Source organism: Legionella israelensis, assembly GCF_004571175.1.
Taxonomy (GTDB): Bacteria; Pseudomonadota; Gammaproteobacteria; order Legionellales; family Legionellaceae; genus Legionella_D; species Legionella_D israelensis.
Genome location: NZ_CP038273.1, coordinates 2,227,786 through 2,241,868, shown reverse-complemented (window position 1 = coordinate 2,241,868; position 14,083 = coordinate 2,227,786). Strand labels below are relative to the sequence as shown.

The following is a 14,083-nucleotide window of genomic DNA, read 5'->3' as shown; positions in this document are numbered from 1 at the left end:
AAGTTTTCTTTACTATCAGAGCACTATAAATTCACAATTTGTTTATGTTAACCTAATCTTTAAGTAGAGCTCAAAAAAACATCCATTAATTATTCATGTCTTTTGCAAACCAGTATTATTTTAACTTATCAGCTGCGAAATCTCCTACCTCCTATCAACTGGTACAACATCTTAAAGAATCCGGTTGGAAAGCGACGCGGGTGAACTGGCGAGCACATTTCAGCGAAGCTAACCTTCAATTTAACCCCCAAGTCGCTGAAACACTCGAATACAAACACTTGCTGGCCGAAATCGTCAGTAAACACTGTCCGGATATCATGCCACTGACTTTCCAAATCAATGACGTGAATTGGTCTGTCGTATTGAATCAGATAGCAAATGCCTATTACCATCAGAACGGACAGATTGCAGATCAAATCGATTCATTAAAATGGATTTTAAAACCGGCATTACTCAACAATGGGCAACATATTCATGTCTTTGAACGCTTGAGTGATATCGAACATTTTTATCTTACACCAAACCGCCTGGGTGGAGAGCATGTACTTCAGCGGTATCTGACTGAGCCTCATCTGTTACAAGGTCCTAAACTCGGTCACAAATACAGTATTCGTATGTTTGTCATTTTAACGAACTATAATGGGGTTCATATCTACCCAGACGGTTATTTTAATATTGCCTTACACCCTTATCCCGGCAACGAATTTCAAAACTTAAAGCCGCATCTTACCAATGAACATCTGAGTCATGACGAATTCAATGTCGTTCAAATTCCAACTTATCGCTATGAATTATTTAAACCGTTTTACCCGCAAATCAAAACCATTCTCTCAGAACTTATGAACGCTCTTGTCAAAGAATATCCATATCCTTTTCAAAACACCATAGATAAAACGCTGGGCATTTTTGGTTTTGATTTTATGGTGGATACAAGAGAGAAAGTATGGCTACTTGAAGCCAATCATGGACCCTGCTTTCCCATAGAAGATGAGCACCCCTTGCAGAGTTCCTTGTATGCTCCCTTCTGGAAAGCTGTATTAGAAGATTTTATATTTCCTATAGCCACAAATAAAATAAACGACAAAAACCCCCTTTTCGAAAAAATTCTATAAAATCATTTGTTCGATAATGATCAAGCTGCTATTCTTCCATCCTGATTAAAATCCTGAAAAAAATGATCAAGCCATGACCACTGCACCGAATAACCAAGATAATATCCAAAGTGCCCAACATGATGGCCGATTAAGGCAGGCACAGCTTAAAATGCTGACCATTCTCGAGGTTGTAGATTCAATCTGCCAAAAACATCATCTGGATTATTGGCTGGAAGGTGGCACCCTTCTTGGAGCCATTCGTCATCAAGGATTTATTCCCTGGGACGATGATTTAGATATCTCCATGCCAAGAGAAAGTTATGAGGCCTTTTTACGGCTGGCGCCGGATGAAATGCCTAAAAGCATGTGGTTACAAACCCCAAAAACCGATCCAGGCTATTTTGATCTCTCAGTACCCTTAAAAATTCGCGATCTGGACAGCCGTTTTATCAGCATTCACGAACAGGGTAATGAGCCTTATCAACAAGGTATCTTTATTGATGTTTTTGTCTATGACAGAATGCCGACAGATAAAATGAAACGTCGCCTCAGAAAGCTGAAAGCCAAAAAAACCTTACGGCTGTTATACTGGAAATATGCCAGCATTCCTTGTGGGCATTATGCGCATTTGTATAAAAACCTTTCGCGATTGTTCCCCAAACAAACACTGGAAAACATGTTGAAAAAGATCATCAGAAACAGCAATCAAGCAGACAGCCCATATCTCGGCTATGGTTATGATTGTGTGAACAGCAACTGCGTGGATTATGAAGATATTTATCCCTTACAACGCACAGTCTTTGAAGGAAGATCATTCAGCATTGCCAGACGGCCTGAAGCTATATTAACCCAGCTTTTCGGTGATTTTATGCAACTGCCGCCAGAAAATGAACGGATCATGAAACATTGCCGGGAACTCATTCCGAGCCTGTCTCAAATCGAATTAATAAGCGAGGATCGATGAGTCAGGTTTAAACAAATTTTCCTTCATACTGGCATTTTCATCCTCAGCATGTTGGGGAGCATCTTCCTTTTTCAAAAGAGCCGTAAAATCATTTTCCCTGTCGGTTTTAGCTGCTCTGAAAAAGAAGCTCGTTTTAAAAACTCCTTTACGAATGCCACCCACAACAAACCCCAAACCGGCAAACAGGAAACCAATGAACATCAAGGCATCAGCGAGAAGTCGGCGCGTGGTATGACGGTTATTAAATTTATCATGAGCCTCTTCTTTCATTTGCTCCTGTTGTTTTTTTACTGATAGATCAGACAGCCGTATTTTTAACGTTTCCTCATAAAAGCCATCCAAAGAAGCCGTATATTTTTTTCCAAATTTATTATCTTGATTTAATTGACATTTATCATCATGAAATTTCTTTAATATGAATAAATCTTCAATGACGGCCTTGGAAAATCTGGATAATTTTTCTTTATGATCATTAATAACCTGAGATAAGATAGTATCCTCTCTCGCCGCGTTAATTAAACTTTGGTAAAGCTCTTTTTCTTCAAGGAGTTTCCCAACGGCTTCGGTGTTGGCATTGTCAATGTGTAAGCTCTCTTCTATCATCTCAATGGCACCTAACTTTTCCTGCAAGGTCTTGATTTCAAATATTTGATTAGCTCGCAACCATTGGACAAATTGATTTCGTGCTTCTATATAATCTTGTTGATGGTTTTGTTTTACATCTTCTGTGAGCGCAAAAAAAGCATTTTGTAATTCCTTAAAAGCTTTGAGTTTACCGTTTTCAACCGCATAAAAGTCGGTTAACTTTTGCAGATAATTTCGGAGCGCATCAAGTTCGCTTGCAGGAATAATCGGCTGATTGTCAATGTCAATTTCTTCTAATAAAGAATATTCTTCTTGTAATATTTTAACCGTTGCCAACTTTTTAGTAAGAGTCGTCGCATCAGACAATTGATTGCGTTTAAGGCTGGCTGCTATTTTTGCCCATGCCCCAATGTAACTCTCATGATATTCTTTTTGTAAATCTGTTGGCAGTTGAAAAAAAGCGACGTTTAATGTCGAAAAATCAGCATATGTAGGGGCATCTGGATTAAATTGCTGTAGTGCTTTTTTATATTTATCCTCCTTACTCACTAAGCCTTCATACAGTTCCTGGGATTCTATTTTTTCTTGAGTAAGCAATTCCTGCAGGCATTCCGGCAGTTGATCGTATGCACTGCTCATGCCTAAAAAGCTTTTCTTTATATCTCTGGATGAACTCGTACGTCTGGACTTCTCAAATTCCTGGGAATGTGAAGTAAATTCAGTGGCCTGTTTATGCCAGTTTCGCATTTTCTGAATATCGACTTTACTGGCTTCAAATTGAGGGCTGTCTATCACTTCATCCATGATCTGCCACAACCGGTTATCACCAATCACCGCTGCAATGACTTTATCCGGCTCTCCCAGTTTTAACTCTTCCAGGCAGAGAACAGCAAGCTGCTGGCCAGAAAGCGAGAATAAAACTTCTTTTTCAGAAAATAGAAAATCAACAAACTTATTCCAGGCATAAGCATAACTTTCTTTATAAGCTTCCTTAAGGATAGAGGGAAGTTTGGAAAAAGATTGCTGTAATTCAAAAAATTGAATGCGTTTTCTCTTTTTACTGTTTTCAGATTCCGTTGAGAAAGATACCCATGCATCTATCGAATCGTCCATCTCAATTTGAGGAGTGAAAGCCATGGTTTCCTTAAACTCCTGCAATTGAGTTAAATAATCAATTAAACCTTTGCCGAAAATTTTCAGAACTTCGGGTAAATTCTCATAATATAATTCTATTTCTTCTATTTGTAGCTTTGAAGAATTCAGCTCCTTAGCCTTTGCTATCATCTCCCCCCAGCATTGTAACTGTTCTATATTTTTTGCATTGTGACCAGTGTTTCGACGTTTTAATTCCTCAGCTTTCTCATCGAGAACCGTATTTATTTTATCCCAGCGTTTTTTGTCTGAAACAATGCGTGTGATCAGAGAGCTTGAGGCACAATTTGGACCGTTTAATTCTTCCATACAGATGCTGGCAAGCTGCTCCCCTGCCATCTCATCAAGCTCTTCATCTGCAATGGGATAAAAGAAATCACTTTCAAATGACTCTTTGCTAACTGCAGAGCTTAAAAGCCTGTTCTCTATTTCGAGATAACAGCCCATAAACTCTTTGACATCCCTAATGATTTGATCTGTAAAAATTGTGATCTGCTCAAGCTCCTCTGTTGACTTAGCGAATTCTTTGAAATCCTTTATTTTTTTCATCATCGTAATGATGAGAACGCCTTTAGACAGTAAGGCTTGAATTTTTTTCCAGTTTTCATCATCAATTTCTTGCAGATGATTTTCATCGTATGGCTGAAAACGTGATGCGCCTTCTAGTTTCTCCTTCCCGAAAGGAAGCATGGAATATAAACGACGAATAATCGTAGCTTCGCGATAATGAGGGACAAAAGCATCACCATGATAGAATGTATCTTTTTGTCCGGTAAAAAAAGGAGCGAGGATGTTTTGAGTCTTTTGATGTTGCCAGAAATTAACCTCTTCAGCATGCCTGGCTATGCTATCAACAAAATCATTAAATTTTCTTACGAAAACATTTACTTCATTTAAACCAATTTGATCATGCATTGAGCCAAGCAAATCTGCTCCCATGTTTTGCAGCGTCAACATAAGATCAATAAGTGTTGATTCCGGTTTATTAATGACCTCAGCAATATTAGGGGCAGCCGCTTTTTTAACCATATGCTCCTCTAATTGAGTCGTTTTTTGCAATCTTTTCATCAAAACACTGGTAAAATCAAAAGCAAAATGCTGATAAGAATCTTTATTTTTAATATCTATTTCAGTAAATGATGGAATACCCAGATACTCTGCGATATCCTTTTGGGTTTGTCCATTGAGCAGCTCAGAAGGAACTTGGCTTAGCGCAGTTGAGACGATATCTGTCATGAGCTTTTCAGGGGGAATTTCTGATTCTTCAGCTTTTTGTCCAATCTTATCTTGCAGAGTTTTTGCATTTAATGCAATGGAAGGAAATAAACCTGGAATGCTTTGATATTTGGCATAATAATTTTTATGTTTTGCTGTTAAACTCTGGATTTCCAATGTCACTAATACATTTCTATTGTTTTTTGGGTGTCCATAATTTCGAAAAGCTGCCCCCCAGTCAATGCGCGCAAATTGTCTCGGCCTATCAGGTGTAACCTCTGTCAAGCGAACGACATTACCGCTGTGAACGCTGTTATCACCGAATATAACAGAAAGCATCAGAGATTCATCTAAAGCAAACCATGCACCTTCAGCCCTAAGTTTTCCATAATCGGTAAAAAACTCTTGAAAGGCGCTGCGGTCGGATTCAGTGGAGTTTTCAGTACCTGTAATTTTAGATAGCCTGGCAAAATTAACTTTTGGCTGAATCAAGGCAAGAGAATCATCAGGTAACCGAATGCAGTCAGCCAGGATAAAAGAGTCATGATAGACAGGGTCAATTAGACCGCGCTTTATAAACTCCTTAAGGAGCAAGCCGGCAAAAAGTTCTGCAAAAAGCTCTTTGGGTTCAGATTGTTTTATAAAATATTCAGTTTGATCTTGCTCACAACGATAAAATCCATCATAACCGCTACGATGATTCTTGCCACCCTCTTTTTCAGCGATTTTTTTCAATATCCTGGTTTTATAATGCACTGCTGATGTGTTAGGCATAATAATGATTTGTAAAAAAACATGATGGTATTGTAATACACAAAACTTAAAAAAAGATTAAAAGGAATGCCTAAAAAAATTCTTTTCAGGGCGATTTCATCAAAGTTCAAAATCCAATCACTTTTTTCAAATATTGCGTAGAAAGGGCAGCTTTCATTCGTTTTAAAGCAATGCCATCTTGGTTTGAAGTATCTTGGGTTAATAATTTAAGGACTATTTTACGCATAATGCTCAAATTTCTATCTGCATAGCCGCGATATATGGGGCATTGATCTTCGTTCATACCGACATCCAACTTATAGTGTAAGCCATTTTCTATTTTCCAATGGTCGCGAATCGCCTGACGCATTAAGTTGTGTTTTTTATAAGGCAGGGATGTCATGTAGTAACGTGTAGCCGTTTCAATGTCTCCTGTGGGTAAATGCCGCGTGGATTGCACACGGATATAGGCGCTTAAATCTTTCCATTGTTGACCGCGAAGGTACATGGCTGGTAATACGGTGTATGTTCTTTCTTCAAAACGGCTGTGGTCATAATTATTGGTGTCTTTCTGTTGGAAAACCATGGCTTTGTAATTTAGGGAGTCCGCTTTTTGAAAGAGGTTATCCACTTTCCGGTGCATGCGTTTATGATTCTTTTTTAAAGCAAGCACATAATGAGCTTGTTTGAGACGTATTAAATTGGCAATTCCCTTTTGCGTTCCCATTGCATCAATCGTTATTACTTTATCTTTGATATTGAGTGCTTTTAGTAGTACAGGTATCCCCTTTATTTCATTAGACTTGTCAGGTGTAACCGTGCTTCCAAGCGTCGCGGATAAGCGTGGGGAGTAAGCATTCACCAGATGGGTCGCCTTCTTATGGCCCCTTTGATAAGAGGAGCCGCGACTCGTCTTACCATCAATCGCAATCAGCTCATCCATAAAAAATTGACTGATTCCTTCTATCCATGAACTTAAACAACGCTCAAATTCTAAAGGGTCAATCAGAGAAAATACCCGTGCCAATGTGTGATGGCTTGGCAAACCTTCACTGACGTCAATAAATTGGCTTAACCATCGCTTGCGCGACCTGGCAAAAATCTCCATGGCTTTCCAACTGTCACAGCCACATATTAATCCGCATAAAACAATAATCAGTATCGTTAAAAGTGAATACGTGCAACGACCTCCAACTCGTGGATCGCGGATGGACAGAAAACAATGAAACAAATATTGATTTTTTCCAAATTTACGCGTACTTTCTAACACAATCAGGCTCCTTCTTAAGATTTTTATAATCTACGTCGGTCAACGTAGGTGCCTGATTATTAACACTTTCTATTTTAATTTGCCAGATAAATCAACTCTCTCTTCTACAGTTGAGATACTCTTATCGTTTGATTTTTGAACTTTGATGAAATCGCCCTGAATTCTTTTGTTTTTTTTAATTCATTAGATGAAATCTAAAACGATAAGGGTTTTTATTTACGCGACACAACGGAGGCTGTCATTCTGGATACACAGGTCTGCTTTCCGGTTTCATTATAAATATCAATATGCCACACCTGAGTGGTTCGTCCTATATGAACAGGACGTGTGACTGCCGTTACTATCCCCTCTTTCACCGAGCGAATATGATTTGCGTTGATTTCAAGACCGACACAATAAAATTTATCCAGATCAACCACCGCATTCGCCGCTGTACTGGCAACCGTCTCTGCCAATACCACGTTTGCTCCACCATGAATAATCCCTAGAGGTTGTCTAGTACGTTCACTGGCTGGCATGGTAGCTGTCAACGAATCTTCTCCGACTTCGGTGAATTGAATGCCTAAAAAATCGGCAAGCGTGTTTTTGCCTCTACAATTTAAATCATCCACAGTAATAGCTTTAAACCAAATGGCCATATTCAATCGCATATTATTTATTGTCTATTAAGTTTATTTTAAACTGTATCTTCTAGCAATTTATAAATACAACACACTGTGTCCGACATTTCGCATCTGCGTCTATCGGCTGGTTATAAAAAAATCGAATTTAACATATAGAGAAAGCAATGACGCCATTTCAAAAACTGAGTACCTTAGGGATATTATTATTTATTTACCTAACCAGCCATTCACTGATTGCAGCCGAATCTTTCTCTTTGCAAAACAGCAAAGCTTATTGTCGATGTCAGCCACAAGATAGTTGTTGGCCGAAAGCTAAAGAATGGGCAACATTGGAAAAACAATTAACCGGACAACTGATAAAACCCGTTTCAGCCATCACCCCTTGCAAGAAAGATAAGAACAGCGAGGCTTGCAAGAACGCACTTAAACATATTTATAACCCTTTTTTCCTGAGCTCTAATCCTGGAAATGCACAAAGTCAGGGATGGTTGAATGCCTGGATCTATCAAAACAGCAACTATGCGGTGGAAGCTGTTAATACAAAAGACATTGTCGAGGCGGTAAATTTTGCCCGCCAACATCGATTGAGAATCGTGATTAAGGGAACCGGACATGATTATCTTGGCCGCTCTAATGCCAGAGATTCATTGTTGATCTGGACACATAAAATGAATCAGGTTCAGTTTGATCCTGCTTTTGTACCGAAAGGCTGTACGATAAAATCGGCTGTGCCTGCCCTCAGGATAAGTGCTGGAACGCAATGGTTGCAAGCTTATGATGAAGCAACGAATAAACACGGACGTTATGTACAAGGCGGAGGTTGTACAACGGTAGGTGCGGCTGGAGGTTTTACTCAGGGCGGTGGATTTGGTAGTTTTTCCAAACGATACGGAACGGGGGCGGCCGGTGTATTACAGGCAGAGGTAGTCACTGCTGATGGTCAAACGCTCATAGCGAATGCTTGTCAAAATCAGGATCTGTTCTGGGCCGTTCGTGGAGGTGGGGCCGGTACATTTGGTGTAATCAGTCATCTAACCTTAAAAACGCATGCGCTTCCTCCATACACCGCCATTTTTCAGGGAACAATCACCTCCAAAAACGATGAGGCTTATAAAAAACTATTGCCAACCTTTCTTTCCTTTTATCGGGATAAGCTCAATAATGAGCACTGGGGGGAGCAAATAACCTTTACACCCGATAATCAGATTCAGATGTTCATGGTTTTTCAGGGTGAAAGTCAAAAAGAAGCCGAAGAAGCCTGGCAGCCAATGAAACAATGGCTCAATCAACGAGCCCATTTATATACTATAAATTCCAGCCTTTGGACCATACCATCAGATAAAATCTGGAACATCAACTTCTGGCAAAAAAGCCATCCCGACTTTATCAAAGAAAATGAGCTAAATGATGCATCCTCGGGACAATTCTGGTGGGCACCAAACAGTCGCGAAGTCTACACTTATTGGTATACCTATCAATCCTGGTGGTTACCTGCATCCTTGTTTGAAGATTCACACCTCAAGACACTCAGTAACCTCTTTTTTCGTGCTTCTCGACTCGCCTCTGTAGGCATGCACATCAACAAAGGGCTGGCAGGCGCTGCCAAAACGGCCATTATTGACAATGAAAAAACATCCATAAATCCAGCTGTTCATGAGGCAGCTGCCCTTATCATCATGGCGGCAGGGAGTAATAAAGTTTACACTGGAGTAAAAGGACTGGAGCCTGATAAACAACATGGGGAAAAAATCGTAGAAAGAATCAACAAAGCCATGGCGCTTTTTCGAAACACAGCCCCTGAAGCTGGAACCTATGTCAATGAAGCCGATTATTTTGAAAAAAACTGGCAACGGGCTTTTTGGGGCAAGCATTACCAAAAACTTTTAAAGATCAAACAAAAATATGATCCAACAGGATTATTTTATTGCCATCATTGTGTCGGTAGCGAGTTTTGGTCGCCAGATGGCCTGTGCAGAAAAAAATTTAATCCTTAAACGATAAAAAATGCTTAATAAGCAATAGTGTTTCCTCAATATCCTCTACCGATTGGGGTGCTATGAAAATCGAATCATCCCCGGCAATTGTGCCTAAAATTTTACATTGCTGATAATCCAGAAATCTTGCAATTAACTGGGCAGAGCCTGGACTGCATTTAATGATAATGGTCGTCTCATTAGCCAGGATATCAAGTATTAACTCAGACAGTGGAGTATATATAGGTGGCGGTGCACTGTCGTGCGGTAAACGATAAACCATTTCCCCCTTTTCATTTTTTGATTTTATGGCATTTAGTTTTCTAAGCAATCGTGAAATTTTTGATTGATTCACCTGATGTCCTTTAGACGTCAACACCTGACAGAGACTTTCCTGTGTGGTCGCTCCGCCCTTTAATAGTAAAATTTTTAAATCCTGACTTAAGGTATTACGTTTTTGCATTAGACAGATCCTGATGTGGTTTTTTGAATAATTATGCATTAAATTTACAAAAAAGTGAATAAAAATATTGACATTTATGGAAAACAAGGTAAGGTAGAGAAAATATTGTGCAGCAGATAACTTTAGTGAGGTTAACGTGAGCAGAGAAAAAATTGTTTTAGCATATTCCGGTGGTTTAGACACTTCCGTAGCCATCAAATGGTTGCAGGAAGAATATCACTTCGATGTCATTGCTATGGTAGCCGACTTGGGTGAAGATAAAAATTTAAATGAAATCAAGAAAAAAGCCTTGAATATTGGCGCTATCTCCTGTCACGTGGTCGATTTAAAAGAAACCTTTGCCCAAAATTATTTAGCAAAAGCCCTTAAGTCCAATGCCCTCTATGAAGGGGTCTATCCTTTAATTTCTGCCCTCTCAAGACCGCTCATTGCACAAAAAATTATTGAAATAGCCCATCAGGAAAAAGCCATCGCCGTAGCACATGGCTGTACCGGTAAGGGCAATGATCAGGTCAGATTTGATGTCTCGTTAAAAACGCTTGATCCAAACATCAAAATCATAGCACCGGTTCGTGAAAATCCCATGAGCCGCGAGGAAGCCATTGCCTATGCCATCAAACATCAAATTCCCATACCGATTGGAAAAGAAAACCCTTTCAGTATCGATATGAATCTCTGGGGAAGAAGTTGTGAGTGTGGTGTGCTGGAGGATCCTTGGTGTGAGCCGCCGGAAGCCGCCTACGCACTGACCAACGGACCTGAGCAATGTCCTGAACAACCAGACATTTTAGAGATCCAATTTGAGCAAGGACTTCCTACGGCACTGAATAATGAAAAAATGTCATTTCATACCTTAATTGCCGCTTTAAATGAAATCGCCGGTCAGCATGGTGTAGGACGTATCGATCACGTCGAAAATCGCCTGATTGGCATCAAGTCACGGGAAATTTATGAAGCCCCGGCAGCAGTGACTCTCATTAAAGCTCACCAGGCGCTTGAAGCGCTTTGTTTAACCCGTGATGTTTCTTCTTTCAAGGCATTAATGGAACAGAAATTTGCTAACCTCGTTTACGACGGTTTATGGTTTTCACCTTTATTCAAAGCAGTCAATGCCTTTATGGATGAAACACAAAAGCATGTCACCGGCACGGTTCGCTTAAATCTTTTTAAAGGCAACATCACGATTACAGGTAGAAAATCACCACATTCCTTATATCAATACGAGTTGGCCACTTATAAAAATGGCGATGCATTTGATCATCAAGCTGCAAAAGGATTTATTAAACTGTTTGGTCTTCCTCTTGAAGTCCACTCAAAAGTCAATAAAGAGCATGAGTTATGAAGCTTTGGTCTGGAAGATTCAGTAAAGAAACCAATGAGAAGGTGGATGCCTATAATGCATCCATAGGATTTGATTACAAACTGGCAAAATACGATATTGAAGGCAGTCTTGCTCATGTTGCTATGCTGGGCAAATGCCAGCTCATCTCTAAGCACGAAGCTGAAACCATTCGTGAAGGCTTAGTGCAAATACGAAGCAAACTTGAAAAAGGAGAACTCGAATTCCGCCAAAGCGATGAAGACATCCATATGAACATTGAGCGTTTGTTACACGAATTCATTGGGCCCACAGCAGGAAAGCTACATACAGGGCGAAGCAGAAATGATCAGGTGGCGCTGGATATGCATTTATACTTACGCCATCACCTCATTCTACTGATCAATAAAATATACCAATTGCTAGCTGTCCTTCATGAGCTTGCCGAAACTCACGTGGATACCTTTTTACCGGGTTATACGCATTTACAACGAGCAGAACCTATTCGCCTGGCTCATCATTTTCTTGCTTATTTCAGCATGTTGAATCGCGATGCTCAACGTCTTTGTGATGGTTTTAAGCGTATCAACATTTGTCCTCTTGGAGCTGGTGCCTTGGCAGGCAGCGGCGTGAAGATCGATCGTGAACATGTAGCTGAATTACTTCATTTTGATGGCCTTTACGAAAACAGCCTTGATGCGGTGAGTGATCGTGATTTCCTGATTGAATTTTTATCCTGTGCTGCCATATTAATCATGCATCTTTCTAAAATGAGTGAAGAACTCATTCTCTGGAGCAGTCAGGAATTTTCCTTTATTCAACTGGATGATGCCTTTTGCACAGGCTCAAGTATGATGCCGCAGAAAAAAAACCCCGATGTCTGTGAACTGACACGTGGAAAAACTGGACGCGTCTATGGCGCCCTGATGGGACTACTAACCGTTATGAAAGGCTTGCCGCTCGCCTATAACAAGGATATGCAGGAGGACAAGGAAGGAGTATTTGATACCGTTGAAACCTTATCTCTATGTCTTGATGTCTACCCGCCCATGTTAGCCAGCATGCAGATTAATGAGAAAAAAATGAAACGGGCAGCGGAAAACGATTTTTCCAGCGCAACCAGTCTAGCCAATTATCTGGTGAAAAAAGACGTTCCTTTCCGAAAGGCCCATGAAATTGCAGGCAAGCTTGTGCTGTATTGCATTGACAATGACTGCCTGCTAAAAGATTTAAGCTTAAAAGACTATCAGACCTTCAGCAAGTATTTTGAAAAGGATGTCTATGAGGCCATAGACATCCTACAAGTCATAGAAACTCACGAAGCACTCGGCGGTACGGCAAAAGCAAGTGTTGAAAAACAACTGCAATCAGGCAGAAAACAGATGAAACAATTGAAACGCTGGATAGATGAGCATGCCGTATTTCTTTGAAAAGGTTTAAGGTTGTAAATGATGTTAAAATTGGCTGGCGGTATTTTTCTCATTATTGGTGCGGTGATAGGAGGCGGCATCATTGCCATTCCCATTGCATCGGCCAAATTTGGCTTTTATCTAACTTTTCTTCTTATTGTTTTGTCATGGGCCATCATGACCAAAACAGGATTGTATGTTTTATCCTCTTCTCTTAAATGCCCGGAAAAACACAACACGTATTATAGCATTGTGGGGCATTATTTAGGGAGAAGAATGCAATGGATAACTATACTGTTGTATCTAACGTTACTCTACTTTACTTTATCTTCCTATATATCAGGCTGCGTCTCTTTATTCATGGCATGGCTCTTTGTCTCCAAATCCTCTTTTTCTTATTTTTTTCTTTGTTTTCTTTACGTTCTTATCTTTGGTGGCTTAATCACTCTCAGCCACAAGCTGGTCGTGCGAGGCAATGTTCTTTTTGTTTCCCTGAAAGTTGGCTTGCTGATTTTAGTGGTGCTGGTCTCTAGCTCCTATTTTAAAACGATTCCTTTTCATATGGGCAGTGTTCACCAGTCTGGATTAAGCTCACTGGCGTTAATCACTATTAACGCCTTTGGTTTTCACTTTATCATTCCCAGTCTGGTCACTTATTACGGAAGGGAGCATCAGGCTTTATATAAACCCTTGTTAATTACCAGCACATCTATTGTGGCCATTTTGTATTTGATATGGTTGTTTGCTATCTATTCTTTCATACCCATGCATGGAGAAGATGGTCTAATCGCTATCTATCACAGTTCTAATCAAATCATGGCCTTTAATAAAAGTCTGCAATACTTTTTACAATCGGATGAAGTGGTAAATGTCTTTAAATATTTCCAGATCATTTCCTTATTTGGCTCGTTTTTCTGCGTTTCTCTGGGCGTCTTTGATTTTTTGGTGGATGCTTTTAAAGCACAAAAACGCTTTATGATTGGGTTACTGACTTTTTTGCCCCCTTTGCTTCTGACCCTCATTTCAGAAAATATGTATTTAATGGCCATGGCCGCTTCTGGTTATCTGGCCATAGTTCTTGAAATTGTCCTGCCTGCCTGGACGATAAGAACACAGGAAAAATCCTCCATATTTAATCCAATCAAACTTTCAAAACTTGCGAAAAGCGCCAAGCTCAAGGCATCAAAAATTTTCAATGAGGGATTGTAATAAGGGTATAAAATTGACATCTTATTGATATATGGATTTGACGTAATCACACTGA

The 14,083-nt window shown here is 39.9% G+C and carries 10 protein-coding genes; 6 read left to right on the top strand and 4 right to left on the bottom strand.

Translation table 11 applies throughout. From position 1 onward, the window contains the following. The first annotated feature begins 95 nt into the window (after positions 1-95). The gene (locus E4T55_RS10150; RefSeq protein ID WP_058502698.1) at positions 96-1,112 is read left to right on the top strand and encodes a YheC/YheD family protein; all 1,017 of its coding nucleotides are present in this window, start codon (positions 96-98) and stop codon (positions 1,110-1,112) included. Positions 1,113-1,185: 73 nt separating this feature from the next. Further along, positions 1,186-2,058, top strand: coding sequence for a LicD family protein (locus tag E4T55_RS10145; RefSeq protein ID WP_058502699.1), 873 nt, complete (start codon positions 1,186-1,188; stop codon positions 2,056-2,058). Here E4T55_RS10145 and E4T55_RS10140 read toward each other — a convergent pair. From E4T55_RS10140 to E4T55_RS10130, 3 genes are all read right to left on the bottom strand, one after another. Beyond that, positions 2,038-5,784: a LepB GTPase-activating domain-containing protein gene (locus E4T55_RS10140; RefSeq protein ID WP_131780744.1), complete on the bottom strand. Its 3,747-nt coding sequence runs from the start codon at positions 5,782-5,784 to the stop codon at positions 2,038-2,040. The two genes, E4T55_RS10145 and E4T55_RS10140, sit on opposite strands and share 21 nt — an antisense overlap. 106 nt (positions 5,785-5,890) lie before the next feature. Next, the gene (locus E4T55_RS10135) at positions 5,891-7,033 is read right to left on the bottom strand and encodes an ISAs1 family transposase (RefSeq protein ID WP_115325252.1); all 1,143 of its coding nucleotides are present in this window, start codon (positions 7,031-7,033) and stop codon (positions 5,891-5,893) included. 212 nt (positions 7,034-7,245) lie between these two features. After that, complete coding sequence (locus E4T55_RS10130) at positions 7,246-7,671, bottom strand: hotdog fold thioesterase (RefSeq protein WP_058502893.1); 426 nt, start codon at positions 7,669-7,671, stop codon at positions 7,246-7,248. 149 nt (positions 7,672-7,820) lie between these two features. On the opposite strand from E4T55_RS10130, the gene E4T55_RS10125 reads away from it, so the two are divergent. Beyond that, positions 7,821-9,650, top strand: coding sequence for an FAD-binding oxidoreductase (locus E4T55_RS10125; protein ID WP_058502894.1), 1,830 nt, complete (start codon positions 7,821-7,823; stop codon positions 9,648-9,650). Here the strand turns inward: E4T55_RS10125 and E4T55_RS10120 are convergent. Further along, positions 9,640-10,092, bottom strand: a complete 453-nt coding sequence (locus tag E4T55_RS10120; protein ID WP_058502895.1) for an arginine repressor — start codon at positions 10,090-10,092, stop codon at positions 9,640-9,642. The two genes, E4T55_RS10125 and E4T55_RS10120, sit on opposite strands and share 11 nt — an antisense overlap. A gap of 136 nt (positions 10,093-10,228) precedes the next feature. Here E4T55_RS10120 and E4T55_RS10115 point away from each other — a divergent pair, with 136 nt between their 5' ends. Genes E4T55_RS10115 through E4T55_RS10105 form a run of 3 tightly spaced genes read left to right on the top strand, consistent with a single transcriptional unit; the run spans position 10,229 to position 14,028 of the window. Beyond that, positions 10,229-11,434, top strand: coding sequence for an argininosuccinate synthase (locus tag E4T55_RS10115; protein WP_058502896.1), 1,206 nt, complete (start codon positions 10,229-10,231; stop codon positions 11,432-11,434). Further along, positions 11,431-12,840, top strand: a complete 1,410-nt coding sequence (argH, locus tag E4T55_RS10110) for an argininosuccinate lyase (protein ID WP_058502897.1) — start codon at positions 11,431-11,433, stop codon at positions 12,838-12,840. Before E4T55_RS10115 ends, argH begins: the two co-directional genes overlap by 4 nt. 18 nt (positions 12,841-12,858) lie before the next feature. Beyond that, positions 12,859-14,028, top strand: coding sequence for an aromatic amino acid transport family protein (locus E4T55_RS10105; RefSeq protein WP_082636581.1), 1,170 nt, complete (start codon positions 12,859-12,861; stop codon positions 14,026-14,028). Positions 14,029-14,083: the final 55 nt, after the last annotated feature.

Bases quoted from the DNA above. Each gene is read 5' to 3' on its own strand.
- E4T55_RS10150 (WP_058502698.1), top strand. From the start codon at position 96: ATGTCTTTTGCAAACCAGTATTATTTTAACTTATCAGCTGCGAAATCT.
- E4T55_RS10145 (WP_058502699.1), top strand. From the start codon at position 1,186: ATGACCACTGCACCGAATAACCAAGATAATATCCAAAGTGCCCAACAT.
- E4T55_RS10140 (WP_131780744.1), bottom strand. From the start codon at position 5,784: ATGCCTAACACATCAGCAGTGCATTATAAAACCAGGATATTGAAAAAA.
- E4T55_RS10130 (WP_058502893.1), bottom strand. From the start codon at position 7,671: ATGGCCATTTGGTTTAAAGCTATTACTGTGGATGATTTAAATTGTAGA.
- E4T55_RS10125 (WP_058502894.1), top strand. From the start codon at position 7,821: ATGACGCCATTTCAAAAACTGAGTACCTTAGGGATATTATTATTTATT.
- E4T55_RS10120 (WP_058502895.1), bottom strand. From the start codon at position 10,092: ATGCAAAAACGTAATACCTTAAGTCAGGATTTAAAAATTTTACTATTA.
- argH (WP_058502897.1), top strand. From the start codon at position 11,431: ATGAAGCTTTGGTCTGGAAGATTCAGTAAAGAAACCAATGAGAAGGTG.
- E4T55_RS10105 (WP_082636581.1), top strand. From the start codon at position 12,859: ATGATGTTAAAATTGGCTGGCGGTATTTTTCTCATTATTGGTGCGGTG.